General features: G+C 61.8%; 19 protein-coding genes. 10 read left to right on the forward strand and 9 right to left on the reverse strand.

Going from position 1 to position 20233, the window contains the following annotated elements; genetic code table 11:
• The first annotated feature begins 29 nt into the window (after positions 1–29).
• From TU80_RS09460 to TU80_RS09475, 4 genes are all read left to right on the forward strand, one after another.
• Positions 30–683 (forward strand): DsbA family oxidoreductase, encoded by a 654-nt coding sequence (locus TU80_RS09460; protein ID WP_057004339.1) that lies wholly within the window; start codon positions 30–32, stop codon positions 681–683.
• A gap of 123 nt (positions 684–806) precedes the next feature.
• Positions 807–1727: an arginase family protein gene (locus TU80_RS09465; protein ID WP_017844595.1), complete on the forward strand. Its 921-nt coding sequence runs from the start codon at positions 807–809 to the stop codon at positions 1725–1727.
• Positions 1724–2104 (forward strand): DMT family transporter, encoded by a 381-nt coding sequence (locus TU80_RS09470; RefSeq protein WP_017844596.1) that lies wholly within the window; start codon positions 1724–1726, stop codon positions 2102–2104. Before TU80_RS09465 ends, TU80_RS09470 begins: the two co-directional genes overlap by 4 nt.
• Positions 2101–2505: an EamA family transporter gene (locus TU80_RS09475; RefSeq protein WP_017844597.1), complete on the forward strand. Its 405-nt coding sequence runs from the start codon at positions 2101–2103 to the stop codon at positions 2503–2505. Before TU80_RS09470 ends, TU80_RS09475 begins: the two co-directional genes overlap by 4 nt.
• Before the next feature lie 132 nt (positions 2506–2637).
• Here the strand turns inward: TU80_RS09475 and TU80_RS09480 are convergent, their stop codons facing one another.
• Entirely contained in the window at positions 2638–3408 is a 771-nt protein-coding gene (locus TU80_RS09480) for a MipA/OmpV family protein (protein ID WP_046384552.1), read from the reverse strand.
• Between the two features lie 229 nt (positions 3409–3637).
• Between TU80_RS09480 and TU80_RS09485 the strand changes: the two genes are divergently transcribed.
• From TU80_RS09485 to TU80_RS09510, 6 genes are all read left to right on the forward strand, one after another.
• A complete protein-coding gene (locus TU80_RS09485; protein WP_057004340.1) occupies positions 3638–4351 on the forward strand; it encodes an MtnX-like HAD-IB family phosphatase in 714 nt (237 codons plus the stop codon).
• The gene (locus tag TU80_RS09490; protein ID WP_017844600.1) at positions 4344–5738 is read left to right on the forward strand and encodes an aspartate aminotransferase family protein; all 1395 of its coding nucleotides are present in this window, start codon (positions 4344–4346) and stop codon (positions 5736–5738) included. The genes TU80_RS09485 and TU80_RS09490 overlap by 8 nt, the downstream gene beginning before the upstream one ends.
• Positions 5735–6646: an alpha/beta hydrolase gene (locus tag TU80_RS09495; protein WP_057004341.1), complete on the forward strand. Its 912-nt coding sequence runs from the start codon at positions 5735–5737 to the stop codon at positions 6644–6646. The genes TU80_RS09490 and TU80_RS09495 overlap by 4 nt, the downstream gene beginning before the upstream one ends.
• 78 nt (positions 6647–6724) lie before the next feature.
• Entirely contained in the window at positions 6725–7849 is a 1125-nt protein-coding gene (locus tag TU80_RS09500) for a GNAT family N-acetyltransferase (RefSeq protein ID WP_057004342.1), read from the forward strand.
• Complete coding sequence (locus TU80_RS09505; RefSeq protein ID WP_057004343.1) at positions 7849–9618, forward strand: HAMP domain-containing sensor histidine kinase; 1770 nt, start codon at positions 7849–7851, stop codon at positions 9616–9618. Before TU80_RS09500 ends, TU80_RS09505 begins: the two co-directional genes overlap by 1 nt.
• Positions 9608–11005, forward strand: a complete 1398-nt coding sequence (locus TU80_RS09510) for a sigma-54-dependent transcriptional regulator (RefSeq protein WP_057004344.1) — start codon at positions 9608–9610, stop codon at positions 11003–11005. The genes TU80_RS09505 and TU80_RS09510 overlap by 11 nt, the downstream gene beginning before the upstream one ends.
• Before the next feature lie 131 nt (positions 11006–11136).
• On the opposite strand, the gene TU80_RS09515 is transcribed toward TU80_RS09510, so the two are convergent.
• The 8 genes from TU80_RS09515 to glpD all read right to left on the reverse strand — a co-directional run bounded on the left by TU80_RS09515 (position 11137) and on the right by glpD (position 20007).
• Positions 11137–11466, reverse strand: a complete 330-nt coding sequence (locus TU80_RS09515; protein ID WP_162231505.1) for a GlpM family protein — start codon at positions 11464–11466, stop codon at positions 11137–11139.
• Positions 11467–11485: 19 nt separating this feature from the next.
• The gene (gene aauR / locus TU80_RS09520; protein ID WP_017844606.1) at positions 11486–12826 is read right to left on the reverse strand and encodes a two-component response regulator AauR; all 1341 of its coding nucleotides are present in this window, start codon (positions 12824–12826) and stop codon (positions 11486–11488) included.
• On the reverse strand, positions 12823–14724 hold the full coding sequence (gene aauS, locus TU80_RS09525) for a two-component sensor histidine kinase AauS (RefSeq protein ID WP_057004345.1): 1902 nt from the start codon (positions 14722–14724) through the stop codon (positions 12823–12825). Before aauS ends, aauR begins: the two co-directional genes overlap by 4 nt.
• Positions 14725–14883: 159 nt before the next feature.
• Positions 14884–15618: an amino acid ABC transporter ATP-binding protein gene (locus TU80_RS09530; RefSeq protein WP_017844608.1), complete on the reverse strand. Its 735-nt coding sequence runs from the start codon at positions 15616–15618 to the stop codon at positions 14884–14886.
• Positions 15615–16286 carry an amino acid ABC transporter permease gene (locus TU80_RS09535; RefSeq protein WP_046384547.1) on the reverse strand — a complete coding sequence of 224 codons (672 nt, stop codon included), beginning with the start codon at positions 16284–16286 and terminating at the stop codon, positions 15615–15617. The genes TU80_RS09530 and TU80_RS09535 overlap by 4 nt, the downstream gene beginning before the upstream one ends.
• Positions 16286–17032: an amino acid ABC transporter permease gene (locus TU80_RS09540; protein WP_017844610.1), complete on the reverse strand. Its 747-nt coding sequence runs from the start codon at positions 17030–17032 to the stop codon at positions 16286–16288. The genes TU80_RS09535 and TU80_RS09540 overlap by 1 nt, the downstream gene beginning before the upstream one ends.
• A 194-nt stretch (positions 17033–17226) precedes the next feature.
• A complete protein-coding gene (locus TU80_RS09545) occupies positions 17227–18153 on the reverse strand; it encodes a glutamate/aspartate ABC transporter substrate-binding protein (protein ID WP_017844611.1) in 927 nt (308 codons plus the stop codon).
• Positions 18154–18468: 315 nt separating this feature from the next.
• Positions 18469–20007 carry a glycerol-3-phosphate dehydrogenase gene (gene glpD / locus TU80_RS09550; RefSeq protein WP_057004346.1) on the reverse strand — a complete coding sequence of 513 codons (1539 nt, stop codon included), beginning with the start codon at positions 20005–20007 and terminating at the stop codon, positions 18469–18471.
• Positions 20008–20233: the final 226 nt, after the last annotated feature.

Here is a 20233-nt window from a genome sequence, read left to right on the forward strand (position 1 = left end):
GCGCATTAATGCCAGCGAGGTTGCCTACCATGAGTACTGCCCTGAAAATCGATTTCGTCAGCGATGTGTCCTGCCCCTGGTGCGTCATCGGCCTACGCGGCCTGACCGAAGCCCTCGACCAACTCGGCAGCGAGGTGCAGGCCGAGATCCACTTCCAGCCGTTCGAACTGAACCCTGGCATGCCCGCCGAGGGCCAGAACATCGTCGAGCACATCACCGAGAAATACGGCTCCAGCGCCGAAGAGTCCCAGGCCACCCGTGCGCGCATCCGCGACATGGGCGCCGAGTTGGGCTTTGCGTTCCGCACCGACGGCCAGAGCCGCATCTACAACACCTTCGATGCCCATCGCCTGCTGCATTGGGCCGGGTTGGAAGGCTTGCAGTACAACCTCAAGGAAGCGCTGTTCAAAGCCTATTTCAGCGATGGCCAGGACCCGTCCGATCACGCGACGCTGGTGCGTATCGCCGAGAGCGTCGGCCTGGACCCGCAACGCGCCGCGGCGATTCTCGCCAGCGATGAATACGTCGCCGAGGTGCGCGAGCAGGAACAACTGTGGGTGTCCCGTGGCGTGACGTCGGTGCCGACCATCGTGTTCAACGGGCAGTACGCGGTCAGCGGTGGCCAGTCGGTCGAAACGTTTGTCGGGGCGATTCGCCAGATCATCCGCGAATCCCGATCCTGACGCTGGTCCCATGTGGGAGGGGCTCATTGTCCTCAAGAGAGTCCCTGGCCCGTCCCTTGCATTGACCCCCTAAAGCCCATCCGCAATCCGGTTGGGCGCTGCCATTGGGGGTGAAACATTACCTTGAATATTCTTGACCTCGACCACAGCCTTACGGGCCAGGCGCCGATTGCCCGGCGTTTGGCCAGTGGTCATGCCACCCGTCTCGACTTGCTGGACCTGGGCCCGAAACTGCGCCTGTGGTCCACCGAAAAAACCTGGAAGCGCTTCACCGAACGCCTGGCGGCACGGCCCCGGCCCACGGACGCGCGGCCGGAAATCCTGTTTGTCGGCTCCGGTGATTATCACCACCTGACGCCGGCATTTCTGGCCGACCTGAAAGAACCCATCAGCCTGATCCACTTCGACAACCACCCTGACTGGGTCCGCTTTGCGCCCAAGCGCCACTGCGGGTCGTGGGTCAACCGCGCGCTGAAGATGCCGGCGATCAAGCGCATCGTCACCCTCGGCCCGTGCAGCGATGACCTGCATAACCCGCAGCTGCGCGGCGGCAACCTCGGCGCCCTCACGCGCGGGCAATTGCAGCTGTTCCCATGGCAGCACCCGCCGTCGAAAGTCTGGGGGCGGGTCGGCGATGGCGCCGGCCACCAGCAGCAGGAAAACTACCTGTACTGGCGCAACCTGGCGGAGCTGGACTGGGCCGCATTCCTTGAGCAAATGATCAGCAGCCTGCCCACCGAAGCCATCTGGATCACCATCGACAAAGACGTGCTGGCCAGCGAAGACGCGGCCACCAACTGGGACCAGGGCGGCATGCGCCTGAGCCATCTGCTCCAGGCCCTGCGGGCCCTGGCGGCGCGCAAACGGATCATCGGCATCGATGTGTGCGGCGAGTTCGCCAAGCCCGTGTTCAGTAACGCCTTCAAGCGTTGGGAGGCCAAGTCCGACCAGCCGCCGGCCGAGCGCTGGAGCGCCGAGGACCTGCAGCGCAATGCCGCGACCAACGAAGCCCTGATCAACCTGTTTGAGGAGCTGTTCCCGTGACTTTGACCGTGGTGTTGCTGGTGGCCTTTTCCATCGTGCTCGATGTGGTCGGCCAGTTGTTTTTCAAGATGGGCCTGGACCGTTTGCCGGAGTTGGAGGGCGGCTTTCGCCTGAACGCGTTCTGGGGCCAGGTGTTCAATGCGCCGTTGTTGTGGGCGGGGCTCGGGGCCTACGCCATCGAGTTTTTCGTCTGGCTTGAAGCCTTGTCCCGCGCGCCGTTGAGCCTGTTGTTTCCGGCGGCGGCGCTGGCTTATTGCGGGGTGGTGCTGGCGGGCAAGCTGGTGCTGGGGGAAACCGTCAGCCGCCGGCGCTGGATGGGCACGCTGGTGATTACCTTCGGCGTGATGTTAGTCGCGATTGCAGGGGGTCAGGCATGAGTACGCAAAATATCGATCAGGGCTGGTTGCACGAACGCCTTGGCACCGTGGTGCTGTGGGCGTTGCTGATTTGCACCGAGAGCGCCGGGCAGCTGTTTACCAAGGTCGCCGGGGACCAACTGGGGCAGATGGATTTCAACTGGCAGTGGTTGTCCGAAGTGGCGCGCAACCCAGGGATTCTGGCGGCGATCGCCAGTTACATCGGCGCGTTTTTCGTGTGGATGCTGATCCTGCGGCGCAGCAGCCTGTCGCTGGCGTTTCCGCTGAGTTCGCTGGTGTTTGTGGTGGTGTTGCTCGGTTCGTGGCTGGGGCTGGGGGAACATATCAGCCTGCTGCACTGGGTGGGCGTTGGGGTGATTATCGTCGGGATCGGGTTGTTGGCCGAAGGCGAGGAAAACTGAAAGTATCGCGATGAAATACTGGCTCCATGTGGGAGGGGGCTTGCCCCCGATAGCGGTAGATCAGTCCCGTATGTATTGGCTGACCCTGCGCTATCGGGGGCAAGCCCCCTCCCACATTTTTATCGATGTGCATCAGTTGAACTTGTAGCTGATCGCCGTCTGCACCTGGCTCTGGTTCACTTCGCCGGCCTGCTTGACGATGCTGCTGTTCGCCGCCGAACCCACCAGGCGGACCCAGCTGGCACTGGTCAACAGCGACCATTTCGTCGCCAGGGGAAACTCGAAGCTCTGGGTGAACGTCACGTTCTGGAAGCCGCCGCTGGCGTTGTAGGGGCGGAAACCCGAGGCGGCGGCTTCGCTATCGCTCACGCCGAAAAACGTGTTGGTCTGGCGTCGGTCGGCAAAATGCGCCATCAGGTCGCTGCTGCCGATGATCCCACCGGCCAGCGGATAGCCCAGCTCGCCGCCGACCTTGCCGAGCACGCCGCCCTGACCCTGGGCGCCGCCCACGGCGCGACCCAGTTGGGCGTAGACGCGCCAGAAATCGGCCGGCGCGTATTCCACGAACCCACCGACTTCGGCCATGCTCGACACTTCGCGCAACCCCGACAAGGCGCCGTTGGACGTGCGGCGCGACAGGTAGTTGATGTACGGGCCGGCGCTGAAACCGTTGGTTTTCAAGGCGCTCCAGGACAGGCCGTCATCGGTGCTTAGGCTGACGTCGCCCCAGTCCAGGTCGAGGTATGGAACGGCCGCGGTTTCATAGCGGGTGCCGGTAGGTTCCTTGGGCTGGTAGCTGATACCCGCGCCTGCTTCACCGGTGATGCCGTCGGCCTGCGCGGCTTGTGAAACGCTCCACAGCCCCAGTAACCCGGCGAATACAGCGGAGGTGATCCTGAACATGGTCACTGTTCCTTGATTGAATATGCGCGCATGAACGCGCAAAGCGCAGCCTTGGCGCAAGCACTCATCTTGTTTGTAGCAAGCTACAAAAATTGTAGCTCCTTCGACACAAAACCGTCTGACATCCGCGCAAACCCCCAGCGCCATTGGGTGCTGGCCAGTTGGCACAGTCCCTGCTCTACACCTTCTGCAAGCGCACAGAGCGCGCTCCTCCTCAAGGTAAACGCAGATGATCCACTGGCATATCGTGTGTGACTTCGACGGGACCATTACCCCCACCGATGTCATCGACAACGTCCTCCAACGCTTCGCCGGCCCCGAGTGGGAAACCATCGAGCAGGAATGGCTGGATGGGCATATCGGTTCCCGCGAATGCCTGAGCCGCCAACTCGCGCTGATCAAGGCCACCCCAAGTGAGCTGCTGGCGTATTTCGACAGCGTCGAGATCGACCCGGACTTCCCCGATTTCGTCGATCACGTCATCGGCCTGGGGGCCTCCATCGAAGTGGTCAGCGACGGCATCGAGCAAGGCATCGCGCGGATTCTGTCGCGCAACTACGTGAGCTTGCTGCCGATCCTCGCCAACCGCCTGCGCCAGGTCGACCAGAACAGCTGGCGCATCGACTTCCCGTATGCCAGCGATGCCTGCCGCGCCGCTTCCGGCAACTGCAAGTGCAAATCCACCCCGCGCAACAAGCGCGTGCTGGTGATCGGTGACGGCAAGTCCGACATGTGCGTGGCCTCCACTGCCGACTTCGTTTTCGCCAAGGGCAGCCTTGCCCGGTACTGCGAGGCCAACAACATTCCCCATGCGCGCTTCGACACCTTCGCCGAAGTGAGCGCATTGCTGGCCAAGCTGCCACAGGGCATCGCCGCCAACGCCACGACCTTTGCCACTACTGACCTCTCTATTGAAAATCAGGAACTCTTCCACCATGTCTGATATCCGCATCGCGAGCGCCGAAGACCAGATTCTTCTGGATAAAGAAGCCAAATACTGCTCTTACGGCGACACCGTTCACTACATCGAGCCACCGCGCATTTTCAGCCGTTGCGAAGGCTCCTACGTGTGGGACACCGAAGATCAGGCCTACCTCGACCTGCAAATGTGGTACTCGGCGGTCAACTTCGGCTATGCCAACCCGCGCTTGAACAATGCGCTGAAACAGCAGATCGACACCCTGCCGCAAATCGCCAGCCAGTACCTGCACAAAGGCAAGATCGAGCTGTCGGAAATGATCGCGGTCGACGCCAAGAAGAAGTTCGGCCTCGACGGTCGCGTCCACTTCAACGTCGGCGGTTCGCAGTCCATCGAAGACTCCCTGAAAGTGGTGCGTAACGCTACCAACGGCAAGAGCCTGATGTTCGCCTTCGAAGGCGGCTACCACGGCCGCACCCTCGGCGCGTCGTCGATCACCTCCAGCTACCGCTACCGTCGTCGCTACGGCCACTTCGGCGAGCGTGCGCAGTTCATCCCGTTCCCGTACCACTTCCGCGGCCCTAAAGGCATGACCAAGGAAGAATACGGCAGCCACTGCGTGCAGCAATTCGCCCGCCTGTTCGAGACCGAATACAACGGCGTGTGGGACCCGAAAGTCGGCCAGAGTGAATACGCCGCGTTCTACGTCGAGCCGATCCAGGGCACCGGCGGCTACGTGATCCCGCCGATGAACTTCTACCGCGAGCTCAAGCAGGTGCTGGACCAGCACGGCATCCTGATGGTGTCCGACGAAATCCAGATGGGCTTCTACCGCACCGGCAAGCTGTGGTCGATCGAACACTTCGACGTACAACCGGACGTGATCGTGTTCGGCAAGGCGCTGACCAACGGCCTCAACCCGCTGGGCGGCATCTGGGCCCGTGAAGAGCTGATCAACCCGAAGATCTTCCCGCCAGGTTCGACCCACTCCACCTTCGCCTCCAACCCGTTGGGCACGGCGGTAGGCCTGGAAATGTTCAAGATGACCAACGAAGTCGACTACGGCGCGATGGTCATGGCCAAGGGCAAGTTCTTCCTGGAAGGCTTGCAGGACTTGCAGAAACGCTTCCCGATCATCGGCGACGTCGACGGCCTGGGCCTGGCCCTGCGCTGCGAAATCTGCGGCCCGGATGGTTTCACGCCGGACAAGGCGACCCTGGACTACATGGTCGAAGAAGGCATGAAAGGCGACATGGTGGTGGACGGACGCAAACTCGGCCTGATCCTCGACGTGGGCGGCTACTACAAGAACGTGATCACCCTGGCACCGTCCCTGGAAATCAGCTACCCGGAAATCGAACTGGGCCTGAAGCTGCTCGAGCAACTGCTGGTGCGAGCGACTAAACGGTGAGCAACGTCGGGATCGACCTCGGTGAGGGTGATGCCGGCTTCGTTCTCGGTGAAGGGCCGGTCGGCATCCTGTTGATCCACGGCCTGACAGGCACGCCGACGGAACTGCGCCAGGTCGCCAAGGGCCTGGCCAAGGTGGGTAATTGCACGGTGTACGTGCCCACCCTGGCCGGGCACTGCGGCGACAACAGCGACCTGCAGGCCACCGGCTGGCTGGACTGGTACGAAGGGGTGCGCCGAACCTTCGCCCAGGTCCGTCAGCGCCATGAACAGGTGTTTGTCGGCGGTCTGTCGATGGGTGCAGTAATGTCGATGTACCTGGCCTCGGAGCATCCGGGCCAGGTCGCCGGGCTGCTGATGTATTCGACCACCTTGAAGTACGACGGCTGGAGCATCAACAAGCTGGCGTTCCTTACGCCGTTGCTGATGAAAATTCCGTTCGGCGTGCATATCTGTCGCTTCGAAGAGAAGCCGCCCTACGGCATCAAGAACGAACGCCTGCGGGCGATCGTCGAGCGGCAGATGAAGGAAGGGGAGAGCAGCGAGGCTGGCCTGCTGACCATGGAAGGCATCACGGTGCGCGAGTTGCACCGGATGAACGCCGTGGTCAAGAAGCGCATGCCTCAGGTCAAGGTGCCGGCCCTGGTGCTGCATTCGATCGAGGATGACATCACCAGCCGCTGGAACGCCGATTACGTGGAACGTCACCTCGGCGGGCCGGTGACCAAGATCCTGCTGGACAACTGCTACCACATGATCACCGTCGACCTGCAATACCGCCGGGTGATCGAGTTGAGTGCGGAGTTTGTCGAGCTGCACACCGCTTCCGTGGACGCCGGTGCGTTGTGGCGAGGGCGCTTGCCCACGTCAGGCAGCGAAGCGAGCCTGGAACCTGCCACCTCGTTCTAGTTGTAAGGAGCGCGTGTCATTGAGGGGGCTGCTGCGCAGTCCAGCGGGAGTACGCTCCCTCGCTACAAAGGATTCGATGTGATAACCACCCAAGCCTTCCCGACCATCCGGGCCATCCGGCGCAGTGCCTGGAACGACTGTTTTCCCGGTGCGCTGGAGGACTGGGACTACTACGTTGCCGTGGAAAACGCCGCGATCAACGATTTTCAATGGCGCTACCTGGCGGTATTTGAAGACGGCGCGCTGGTGGCCGTGGCGGCCGCGTTCATCACCCATTACCGCCTCGATACCACGGTGTCGGGCGTCGGTAAGCGCTTGACCTCGCGGCTGGAGCGGCTGTGGCCGGGTGTTTTGCAAGTGGGGTTGTACGCCATCGGTTCGCCGGTGGCCGAGCGTTGCGACGCCGGGTTTGCCAGTGGCGTGCCTGAGGTTCGGCGCGCGCTGTTACTCAAGCACCTGCTGCTGGCGGCGCGCCAGGACGCCGATGAGTTCGGCATCGGCCTGGTGGCGGTCAAGGATGCCCCGACGCAGGACCCGCACTGGGCCGACAGTTGCCGCGCGGCTGGCTTTCAAAGCATGCCGAGCTTGCCCACGGGCTTATTGCCGCTGCCTTACGGCTCGGTGGACGCTTACCTGGGCTCGCTGGGCAAATCCACGCGCAAGGACTTGCGGCGCAAACTGCGCGCGCCAGGCCCAAGGGTGGAGTGGCGGCGCAACATCGACGATGTGCTGCCCGAGGTCATGCGCCTGTACGAAGCCACGCTGACCCGTGCCGAGCTGCAGTTCGAACGCTTGCCCGCGAGTTATTTCACCGGCGTGCTCGAACGCCTTGAACAACGCGCGGTCTGTGTTCTTTACTGGGTCGACGAGCACTTGGTGGCGTTCAACCTGATGCTGGTGGACGAGCATCGGCTGGTCGACAAGTTCTTCGGGCACGACGTGGAGTTTACCCGTGACTACAACCTCTACTTCCGTAGTTGGTTGACCAATGTCGACTACTGTATCCAACACAATATTGCGTTGTATGAGTGTGGCCAGGCCGGATATGCCAGTAAGCTGCGGCTGGGGTGCGAGTTCCAGGGCAACAGCCTGTTCTTCCGCCACCGTAACCGGCTGGTCAACGGCCTGCTCAGACTCGTGAAAATGTTTCTTCGACCGGATCGTTCCGACCCTGCCATGGCTGCTGCGATAAGCGAAACCTGATGATCACCAAGACCCGCCAGAAAGCCCGCCCCTTTGCCATTTCGCGCTGGAGCGTCCAGCGCAAGTTGGTGCTGGCGTTCTGGCTGGTCAGTGTGATTCCGACCATGATCGCGGCCGAGTTGGCCGCCACCACGCTGTCGCAGATTTTCGACAGCAACGTGCGGATCTGGCTGCAGGAATCGACCAAGATCGTCAAGGACGAGATCGGCGACATCCTGCATGACAACGCGCGCATGGCGAAATTGTTCCTGCGCTACGCCAGCCCGCCCTCCAACCGGCAGGCGGCCAAGCACGACAGGCTCGCCGCCGATATCGCCGAAGCCACGGACATCGACGTGGTGGCCCTGATTCGCAGCAGTGACCACCGGGTGGTGTTCAGCACCGCGCCCGATGACATCGTCAAGCAGATCAACCTGACCAGCAACGCCGCATTGCAGACCGTGCAAGTGGCGGGGGTGAATACCGGCATCGTGGTCTCGACTTTCGAGACCAGCCAGGACGGCGTTGACTACGTGCTGCTGGTGGCCACCTACCTGGACAGCAGTTTCCTCACCAGCGTAGCCGACGTGCATTCCCTCGACCTGCGCCTGTACCTGGCCAACCCCGGCGGTTTCTCGGAAATTTTCTCGACCCAGCGCTTCATGGATCACCCCTCGCACATCCCGAAAGGCGTCGAAGCCGAGATGCGCAGCAGCAAGCAACCCAGCGAACAGTTCACCAACAAATACAGCGGTTTGTACTGGCCGATCTTCAACGATGCCGGCGAGCTGCAAGGCGTGATCTTCAGCGGCCTGCTGCGCCATACCAGCCTGGTCGGGCTGGTGAACCAGAGCAACCTGTTCGTGCTGATTTTCCTGCTCAGCTCGGCACTGTCCCTGGCGGCGGGGCTGCTGGTGTCGCGGCGCTTGACCCAACCGTTGCGCGATCTGTCCCAGGGCGTGAGCGCCGTGATCTCGGGCAATTATGCCCACCGTGTGGTGGTCAGCGGCGGCGATGAGCTGGCGCAATTGAGCAGCACCTTCAACCATATGACCGAACGGCTGGGGGAGTTGCATCACCTCGAAGCCCAACTGCGCCGGCGCGACCGCCTGCATGCCCTGGGTGAAGTCGCCATGGGCCTGGCCCACGAAATCCGTAACCCGCTGGGGATCATCAAGACTGCCACCCAACTGCTGCACCGTCGCGCCGACTTGCCGGAAGCCGACAAGCGCCACCTGGAATATGTGATCAGCGAAGTCAGCCGGATCAACGACCTGATCACCGAGTTTCTCGATTTCGCCAAACCCAACGCGCCGCTGCGCGTATTGCAACCGGCGCGCGCGCTGGTGGAGGAGATCCTCGGCTTCTGCAGCCCGGAACTGGCCAGCCACAAAATCGACGCCCACATCGACGACCAGGCGCCTGGCGCGACCATCTATGCCGACGCCAAGCAGCTCAAACAGGCCTGCCTCAACCTGATTCTCAACGCTATCGATGCAATGCCCGAAGGTGGCCGCCTGACCCTGGGCATTCGTTCGATGGGCGACAACACAGTCATCAGCGTCGCCGACACCGGCCAGGGTATCCCGGCGGATATGATCGAGCGCATCTTCACCCCGTTCGTCACCACCAAGGCCTCCGGCACCGGCCTGGGCCTGGCCAAAGTCTATTCGATCATGGAAAGTCACGACGGCAGCATCGAATGCATCAGCGAGAATGATGCCGGCGCTACGTTCAGCCTGTACATTCCGGCAATCGGCGAAGACGACGAGGACACTCATGACGCATAACATATTGGTGGTCGACGACGAGCCCAAGCTCTGTGACCTGTTGTCGTCGGCCCTCAGCCAGAATGGCGTCCAGGTGTTCACGGCGGGTAACGGCCTGCACGCGCTCAAAGTGCTGGAGCAGGAAGACATCGACCTGGTGATCAGCGACTGGCGCATGCCGGGCATGGACGGTCCGGCGCTGCTGGCCGAGATCAAGGCGCGCTATTCCCAGGTGCCGGTGATCGTGATGACCGCCTACAGCACGGTGAAAAACGCCGTACAGTCGATGCGCAACGGTGCGTATGACTACATTGCCAAGCCGTTCGATATCGACGAGCTGGACATCACCGTGGCCAAGGCCCTGCAGTTTCGCGACATCATGCGCGACAACGCCCGCATGCGCGCCGAGCTGGACGAGCAGGCGCAGTTCGACAGCCTGGTGGGCGACAGCCCGGCGTTTCGCAAGGTGTTGCAGGCAGTGGATTCGGTGCGCGACAGCAGCGCAACGATCCTGCTGACCGGCGAAAGCGGCACCGGCAAGGAAATGGTCGCCCGCGCCATCCACAAGCACGGCAGCCGGGCCGACAAGCCGTTCGTCGCGGTCAATTGCGCGGCGATTCCCGAAGGGCTGCTGGAAAGCGAAATGTTCGGCCATCGCAAGGGCGCCTTCACCGGTGCCGTGGCCGACCGGGTCGGGCGTTTTATGCAGGCCGACAAGGGCACGCTGTTTCTCGACGAAGTGGGCGACATGCCGCTGGCGCTGCAGGCCAAGATTCTGCGCGCCTTGCAGGAGCGGGTGATCGAGCCGGTGGGCGACCCCCGCGAGCGCAAGGTGGACGTGCGCGTGATCGCCGCCACCAACAAGAACCTGTTGGAGGCGGTGGCCAATAAGGAGTTTCGCGAGGACTTGTATTACCGCCTCAACGTGTTCCCGATCCCGCTGCCGCCCTTGCGCGAGCGCGTGGAAGACATCGCGCCCCTGGCTCGGCACTTCGCCCAGACCTTGAGCGTCACCGCGGGTAAACGCATCACCGGTTTCAGCCCCGAGGCCTTGCAGGCCATGACGGCGTATCACTGGCCGGGCAATATCCGCGAGCTGCAGAACTGCGTGGAACGCGCGACGATCGTGGCGTCATCGCCGGTGATTGAAGATATCGACTTGCCGGGTTATCTGTTCGCATCCAAGCCCAGCGAGGGCGGCGTGACGGCGATTCTCAGCGACGGACCGGGCATTCCCCAGGACCTGGATGCGGCGCTGGCGGAGGTGGAGAAAGCCTACATCCAGGCGGCATTGCACGAGAGCAATGGCGTACAGGCGGCCGCAGCGGCGAAGATCGGGATTTCCGAGCGCAGCTTCTGGTATCGCCTGAAGAAGCTGGGGATTCAGATCGACAAAATAGTCCGCTGAGTTGCCTGGCACAGCACTGTTCTAAATGTGGGAGGGGGCTTGCCCCCGATAGCAGTGGGTCAGACAGCCTATGTGTATCTGATCCACCGCCATCGGGGGCAAGCCCCCTCCCACATTTGGATTGTGGTGTGTCAGGTCTGCAGGCGTACCCAGACGCTGACCAGAACAGTCGCTGCCATCAACCACGCTAGCGCTGCTACGGCTAAAGAGGCTTCCAGGCGCAGGCGATCGACCAGCACGTAGAGCGTCGCCAGGTACACAAAGTACGGAATGATCGACCACATCCCGAACAGGATGGTGGTCTTCAAATCGTCCACCGAACGGCCTTTGCCGACGATGTAATGGGCGATCAGCGCAAAGGTCGGGAACAGCGGCACCAACCCGGCGATGTAGTAATTCCGGGTCTTGGCCAACGCGGCCAGTATCAGCACCACCGCCGCGCCCAGGGCGGCCTTCAATATCAGATCCACGCGCGGTTCCTCAGTGGCTCAAACCGTATTTCTTGACCTTGTCGAACAGGGTGGTCTTGGCCATTCCCAGTTCCTGGCTGGCCTGGGTCAGGTTGCCGCCGCTGCGTTGCAGCGCGTCGTTGAGCAGGTTGCGTTCGAAGGCTTCCACCGCTTCGGTGAAGGCCAGGCCCTGGCTGCCGCTGCTGGCGCCGCTTTTCTTGAAGGCGGGCAGGCCCAGGGCGAAGCGCTCGGCGACGTTGCGCAGCTCACGCACGTTGCCTGGCCAGTCGTGGCTCATCAGGTTGGACAGGGTCTGGTTGTCGAGGTCCGGCACGCTGCGGTCGAAGCGCAGGGATGATTGCTGCAGGAAGTGTTCGAACAGTTGCAGGATGTCTTCGCGGCGTTCGCGCAAAGGCGGCAGTTCCAGGGTCACGACGTTGAGGCGGTAGTACAGGTCGCTACGGAACTGGCTGGCGCGGCTCAATTCGTCGAGGTCGGATTTGGTGGCGGCGATCACCCGGCAATCCACCGCCACGCTCTGGTTCGAACCCAGGCGTTCGAGGGTGCGTTCCTGCAACACGCGCAGCAGCTTGATCTGCAGGTTGATCGGCATGCTTTCCACTTCATCGAGAAACAGCGTGCCTTCGTGGGCGTGCTCGATCTTGCCGATCCGACGTTTGCCGGCGCCGGTAAAGGCGTTGGCTTCGTGGCCGAAAATCTCGCTTTCGAACAGGTTCTCCGGCAGGCCGCCGCAGTTCAGCGCGACGAATGGGTGGGCGTGGCGTCGGCTGAAATCATGCAGGCACCGCGCGACCAGTTCCTTGCCGGTGCCGGTCTCGCCTTCGATCAGCACGTTGGCCGAGGTATCCGCGACGTTGGCGATCAATTCGCGCAGGTTCTGCATTGCCGGCGAGCGGCCGATGATGCGTCCTTCCAGGGAGTCGCGCTCGGCCAACTGGCGGCGCAGGGCCCAGACTTCCCGCGCCAGCCCGCGCTGTTCCAGGGCGCGGCGCGCGACGTCGACCAGGCGTTCGGGAGAGAAGGGTTTTTCCATGAAGTCATAGGCGCCGTTGCGCATGGCGCCGACCGCCATGGAAATATCGCCGTGCCCGGTAATCAATACCACCGGCAGGCTTTTATCCAGGGCCTTGAGGCGGGTGAGCAGTTCCAGGCCGTCGATACCCGGCAGGCGGATATCGCTGATGACGATGCCAGCAAAGTTCTCGCCGATGCGCTTGAGCGCCTCTTCGGCACTGCCCACGCCGACGCTGGGGATGTCTTCCAGTGCCAGGGCTTGCTGGCAGCCGAGCAGCACGTGGGGGTCGTCTTCGACGATCAGGACGGTGAGGTCAGGGTTTTTTTCTACGTTCATGACGACTCGGCTGTTTGAGCGCCCACCAGCGGCAGGCTCAGGACAAAGGCAGTACCACCACCGACGGGATGCTCCACGGCGAGGTTGCCGCCGGTGGCCGCGGCCAGGCTGGCGGACAACGTAAGGCCAAGGCCCAGGCCTTGCTCGCCGGGTTTGGTGGTGAAGAACGGTTCGAACAGATGCTTGCGCGCCTCGGGGTCGATGCCATGGCCGTTATCGCGCACCTGCAGGCGGTATTTGCCGTCGGCTTCGTGGCCTTCCAGCCACAGTTCCGGCGCCGGTTGTGCTTGCATGGCATCGAGGGCGTTGCCGATCAGATTGACCAGGATCTGCTCCAGGCGCGTCTGGTCGATCTGCAATTGGGCCGGGGCAAAGTCGCGGTGCAGCGTCAGAGGCAGGCTGTCGAGGCGTGCGCCGAGCACCTGGAACGCGGCATCCACGGCCTTGCCCAGGCTGGCTTCGCCCTGGTCGTCGCCGCGCCGCGCGAAGGAGCGCAGGCTGGCGGTGATGCGGCCCATGCGGTCGATCAATTCGTTGATGGTCTTGAGGTTGGCGCTGGCGGTATCCAGCGCTCCGCGTTCGAGGAAGCGCACGGTATTGCCGGACAACGTGCGCAACGCGGCGAGGGGCTGGTTCAATTCGTGGGCGATGCTGGTGGACATCTGGCCGATGGCCGCCAGTTTGCCCGCCTGCACCAGCTCATCCTGGGCGCGGCGCAGGGTTTCCTCGGCCTGGCGGCGCTCGCGAATCTGCCCCTTGAGGCGCTCGTTGCTCGCGCGCAGGTCGGCGGTGCGTTCGGCAATCCGGCGTTCCAGCTGGCTGTTGGCTTCCTGCAAGGCTTCCCGGGCGGCGAGGCGGGTGGCGATGACTTTGCGTCGTTCGTTCCAGGCAATCAGCAGGAGCGCCACCAGGCCAAAGGCGACGGCCACCAGGATGCCCTGGTTGATCGCCGCACGGCGCAGGTCGTTGAGCGGGGTGAGCAGGGTGAAATTCCACGGCGTGTCGCTCAGCGGCCGGGTCTGGGCCAGGTAGCTGACTTCGTGTTCGTCGGCCACCACTTCACTGTTGGCCGGAAAGGTCAGTTTTTCTGTGCCTTCGTTGAGGCGCTCGCGGGCCAGGGGCTCCAGCTCGTTCAGCGTCGCCCAGTAATATTGCAGGCTGTGCGCCAGGCGGTCCTTGGTCTCATCGCTCAGGGGGCGCACGGCCTTGAGGCGGCGGGCCGGGTCGCTGGAAAGGATGATGATGCCGTTCTCGTCGCTGACAAACGCTTCGAGACGCGCGCGTTTCCAGCGTTCCTCCAGGGCTTCGAGGCGGACCTTGACCACAGCGACGCCGATGATCTTGCCGTGCTCTTCCAGGCCGTGTGCCAGGTAGTAGCCGGGTTCGCCATTGGTGCTGCCGATGCCATAGAAACGCCCGGGCTGGCCGCGCACGGCGTTCTGGAAATAGGCGCGGAAGGACAGGTCTTCACCCTGGTAGCTGTCGGCATCGCGCCAGTTGCTGGTGGCCAGTACGCGGCCGGTGGTGTCCATCACATAGATGGCCCGACTGCGGCTGCGCCGGTTCAGGCCTTCGAGGTAGTCGTTGACGGTCTTGCGGGTGTCCTGGTTCGGCTCGGCCAGCAGCGTGGACACGCTGGATTCCAGTTCCAGGAGGCTGGGCAGGTACGTGTATTTGCTCAGTTCGCTTTCGACGGTGCGGGCATGCAGCTCCAACTGGCGTTCGCCGGTATCGCTGAGGGTGCGGATGCCATAGTACTCGCTGATCCAGAAGCCGATATAACCCAGGCCGATCATCAGGGCGATGATCAACGGCGGCAGGAACAGTTGGCGGATCAGACGAGGCTTCACGGCAAGTGATGGCGGCGCGGCGCGATAGAGGTTGGGGTCGCATTTCATCACAGATGCCTTGGGTCAGCTACCGCTCACCCCTTCCTGTAGGAGCGAGCTTGCTCGCGAAAAAACCAAGGGCACCGCGTTCATCCAGGATGTGCGCTTCATCGTTGCCGTTTTTCGCGAGCAAGCTCGCTCCTACAGGAGGAGCAAGCTGTGGCTTTTTTAGTGCTGCAGGATTTTCTCGAGGAAGTGCTGCGCGCGTTCGGAGCGGGCGCTGATGTCGCCGAAGAACTCTTCTTTCGGGCAGTCTTCGATGATCTTGCCGGCGTCCATGAAGATCACGCGGTCGGCCACTTTGCGGGCGAAGCCCATTTCGTGGGTCACGCACATCATGGTCATGCCTTCCTGGGCCAGTTGCACCATCACGTCCAGCACTTCGTTGACCATTTCCGGGTCGAGGGCCGAGGTCGGTTCGTCGAACAGCATGACGATCGGGTCCATGGCGAGGGCGCGGGCAATCGCCACACGTTGCTGCTGGCCACCGGAAAGCTGGCCAGGGTGCTTGTGGGCGTGCGCCGACAGGCCGACGCGATCAAGCAGTTGCAGGCCCTTCTTGGTGGCTTCTTCCTTGCTGCGGCCGAGCACCTTGATCTGCGCGATGGTCAGGTTTTCGGTGATGGTCAGGTGCGGGAACAGCTCGAAGTGCTGGAACACCATGCCGACGCGCGAGCGCAGTTTCGGCAGGTTGGTCTTCGGGTCGGCGATGGACGTGCCGTCGACGATCACGTCGCCTTTCTGGAACGGTTCCAGCGCGTTGACGCACTTGATCAGGGTGGATTTACCCGAGCCGGACGGCCCGCACACCACGATCACTTCGCCTTTTTTAACCTCGGTGCTGCAATCGGTCAGCACCTGGAAGTCGCCATACCACTTGTTGACGTTTTTGATAGAGATCATACGGCAAACCTTTTTTGCAGACGCTTGACCAGCAGCGAGGCGGAAAAGCTGATGATGAAGTAGACGACACCGGCGAAGATCAGGAACTCATTGGAGCGGCCGATGATGTCGCCGTTGGAACGGGCGGAGTTGAGGAAATCCACCAGGCCCACGGTGTAGACCAGCGAGGTGTCCTGGAACAGGATGATGCTCTGTTGCAGCAGCAACGGGGTCATCTTGCGGAACGCCTGGGGCAGGATGATCAGGCGCATGGTCTGACCGTAAGTCATGCCCATGGCCTGCGCGGCCGCCATCTGGCCCTTGGGGATCGACTGCACGCCGGCCCGCACGATTTCACAGAAGTACGCGGCCTCGAACATCATGAAGGCCACGACGCAGGAGGTGAACGCACCGATCGGCGTGTCTTCGCCGGTGATCCAGCGCAGCACGAAGGGCACCGCCAGGTAGAACCAGGTGATGACCAGCAGCAACGGGATCGAGCGGAAATAGTTCACGTAGGCGCCGGCCAGGCGTGACAGCAACTTGCTGGACGACAGGCGCATCAACGCCAGGATCGTGCCGAGGACAATACCGCCGACCACGCCCATGACCATCAACTGCAAGGTCATGACCATGCCGTTCCACAGGCCGGGGATCGCGGGGATGATGCCGCTGAAATCGAATTCCATTATTTACCCCCCACGGAGATCAGGCCGGGCACGGCGACTTTCTTCTCGACCAGGCGCATCAGCAACATCAGGCTCATGTTCAGGGTGAAGTAGATCAGCGTGGCCAGGGTGAAGGCTTCAAACAGGTTGGCCGAGAATTCGGCGGTCTGCTTGGTTTGCGCCAGCAATTCCATCAGGCCGATCAAGGACGCCACGGAGGAGTTCTTGAACACGTTGAGGAATTCCGAGGTGAGCGGCGGAATGATGATCCGGTAAGCCTGCGGCAGCAGCACGTTCCAGTAGATCTGCGGCAGCTTGAAACCCATGGCGCGGGCGGCGGCTTCCTGGCCACGCGGCAGCGCCTGGATGCCGGTGCGTACCTGCTCGCAGACACGGGCGGCGGTGAACAGGCCCAGGCACACCACAACGCTCAGGTAGGCCGAGGTGGTCGGGTTCAGGTCTTGCTTGTACCAGTCCTGCAGGTTTTGCGGCAGCAGGTCGGGTATCAGGAAGTACCAGATGAACAGCTGCACCAGCAGCGGCACGTTGCGGAACAGTTCCACGTAGCAGGTGGCGATGCCCGATACGATACGGTTTGGCACGGTACGCATGACCCCCAGCATGGAGCCCAGCAGCAAGGCGATGATCCATGCCACGACGGCGATGGCAATGGTCCAGCCCAGGCCGGCGATGTACCAGTCGAGATAAGTCTCGCTGCCAACGCCAGTGGACTTGAAGAACACGCCCCAGTCCCAGTTGTAATTCATTAGGGTCTCCCCTCGAGATCGATCGATGTACAAGCACCCGCTTGGGGAAAATCCGTTCCCGCCTGACGGTGAACGCCAGGCACACACGATCGGCTCGAAAACCGCCCGGTCGAGTGTTCCAAAATATAGCCAGCAGGTAGTAACAGACGCCTGAGGGAGGAGTGGCTCCCTCAGGAGATAAGGTTAGCCAGAAATCAGATTTTTACGTCAGGCGCAGGCTTATCGCTCGGATTGGCGATCAGTTCCTTGACCTTGTCGCTCATCGGGAAGTTCAGGTTCAGGCCTTTTGGTGGGATCGGGCTTTCGAACCACTTGCTATAAATCTTGTTGATTTCACCGGATTTGTAGAGCGCGACGATGGCGTCATCCACGGCTTTCTTGAACGCAGGATCTTCTTTGCGAACCATGCAGGCATAGGCTTCGAAGGACTGCGGAGTACCAGTGATAACCCAGTCATTCGGCTTCTTGGCCTTGGCTTCTTCACCGGCCAGCAGGGCGTCGTCCATCATGAAGGCAACGGCCCGGCCGCTTTCCAGCATCTGGAAGGACTCGCCGTGGTCTTTGGCGGAGATGACGTTCATGCCCATCTGCTTGTCGGCGTTCATCGCCTTGATGATGCGCTCGGACGTGGTGCCGGCGGTGGTCACGACGTTTTTGCCTTTGAGGTCGGCGAAGTCGCTATAGGACGGCTTGCCATCCTTGTCTTTCTTGACCAGCAGGCGGGTGCCGATTTCGAAGATGTTGGTGGTGAACGCGACTTGCTGGGCGCGTTCGGCGTTGTTGGTGGTGGAACCGCACTCGATGTCCACGGTGCCGTTCTGCACCAGCGGGATACGGGTCTGGGACGTGACCAGGTTGTACTTGGCCTGCAGCTGGGGCTTGTTCAGGTCTTTTTTCAGGGCTTCGACGATCGCCAGCTGAATGTCGTGGGAGTAGCCGACCGGTTTACCCGAACCATCCGCGATGTAGGAAAACGGAATGGAGCTGTCGCGGTGCCCGAGGGTGATGGTGCCCGAGTCGTTGATTTTTTTCAGCGTGCCGGTGAGTTCGGCGGCGAAAACTGGAGTGCTGATCAGAGCGGCAGCGATAGCTGCGCCCAAAATATGGGGAACGATGCGCATCAATACTTCCTCGACATTTGTTTTTTTTATGAAGCCGGTTAAGCGGCTCTCTTATACAGCGAATGCCCGTGACGGCTCCTGAGGCATCTCAGGCAATCGTCCTGAAGTGTAGAGCATGAGTCGTGCCAGTCCACGAGTAAAAGGTTAACTGTATGATTTATATAGCAATTAAGTTTTTATGAGCGAGAATTTATAACGGCCAGGTCCGGCAAACCGAATCGCGCAGGGGAATGCTGTTCGGAAAACCGAATGGCTGAACCGATATGAAAAAGCCCCTGGGCCTTACGGCGCAGGGGCTTTTGTACGAGCAGTCTGTCAGGCCGCCTGGATCTTGCTGCGGTTATGCTCAACCTTGGACAGATAACGCCGCACATTGGCCTGTTCTTCCGGGGTGGTGAACAGGCCAAGCTTGGTGCGGCGCCACAGCACGTCCTCGGGTTGGGTCGCCCATTCTTCGGCGCACAGGTAGTCGACTTCGCGGGTGTACAGGCCGCCACCGAGGTGGTCGCCGAGGTCGGCCAGCGATTGCACGCCTTCGAGCAGGCGCCAGGTGCGGCTGCCGTAGGTGGTGGACCAGCGCCGCGCGATTTCGCTTGGCACCCAGTCGAACTGGGTACGGATGGCCGCAGCGAGGGCTTGCGGCGTGCTCATGTCTTCGCCGCCCGGCAGGCTGGCGGTGGCGGTCCAGCTTGGGCGCATCTGTGTGAAATAGGGCGCCAGGTGGGCCATCGCCGACTCGGCGAGCTTGCGGTAGGTGGTCAGTTTGCCGCCGAACACCGACAGGATCGGCGCCTCGCCAGCACCGCCGGAGAGCGACAGGGTGTAGTCGCGGGTGATGGCCGACGGGTTGTCCGACTCGTCGTTGCACAGCGGGCGCACGCCGGAGTAGGTGTGGACGATGTCGTCGCGGCTCAGTTGTTTCTTGAAGTGAGCGTTGACCACCTTGAGCAAGTAGTCGGTTTCACCTTCGGTAATCGCCACTTTCGCCGGATCGCCGGTGTATTCGCGGTCGGTGGTGCCGATGATGGTCAGGTGGTCCAGGTATGGAATCGTGAACACGATGCGCTGGTCTTCGTTCTGCAGGATGTGCGCGTGGGCGCCTTCGTACAGTTTCGGCACGATCAGGTGGCTGCCCTGGATCAGACGGATGCCGTAGGGCGAATCCAGCTTCAAGTCTTCCTTGATGAATTTGGCGACCCACGGCCCGGCGGCGTTCACCAGCGCCTTGGCGCGGATCGAGAACAGGCTGCCGTCGGTGCGTTCCATGTTCATTTCCCACAGGCCCTTGCTGCGGTACGCGCTGACGCAACGGGTTTGGGTGTGGATGTGTGCGCCTTTTTCACGCGCGGCCATGGCGTTGAGCACCACCAGGCGGGCGTCATCGACCCAGCAGTCGGAATATTCGAAGCCTTTGGTGATTTCGCTTTTCAGCGGGCTGTCGGGGCCGAACTTGAGGCTTTTCGAACCGGCGAGCTTTTCGCGCTTGCCCAGATGGTCATACAGGAACAGGCCGGCGCGGATCATCCACGCCGGACGCAGGTGCGGGCGGTGCGGCAACACAAAGCGCATCTGCTTGACGATGTGCGGGGCCTTGGCCAGCAGGACTTCGCGTTCGGCCAGGGCTTCGCGCACCAGGCGGAATTCGTAATGTTCGAGGTAACGCAGGCCACCGTGGATCAGCTTGCTGCTGGCGGAAGACGTGTGGCTGGCCAGGTCGTCCTTTTCGCAAAGGAATACCGACAACCCGCGCCCGGCTGCGTCTGCTGCAATGCCGACGCCATTGATCCCGCCACCGATTACGGCAACGTCATAGACTTCGGCAAGCGGTGGAGCAGGCAAGGTGGAAGGGTTCATCGGCTGGCCTCGCGATCTTTTCGTATTGGAAATCGAACATTAATGTTCATTTCCGAAAATGGTAGCTGATAAACGCGCCCACAGCCACCCGACTTCGATTGAAAAAACTCATCGAAGGGCGAGAAAAGGAAAATTTGTGAACATGTGCCTGGGGAAGGCTCAAGGAAATGGGGGCTGGATCAATCGCTATCGGGGGCAAGCCCCTCCCACATTTGAATGGGTTCAC

This window comes from Pseudomonas veronii (genome assembly GCF_001439695.1).
GTDB classification, from domain to species: domain Bacteria; phylum Pseudomonadota; class Gammaproteobacteria; order Pseudomonadales; family Pseudomonadaceae; genus Aquipseudomonas; species Aquipseudomonas veronii.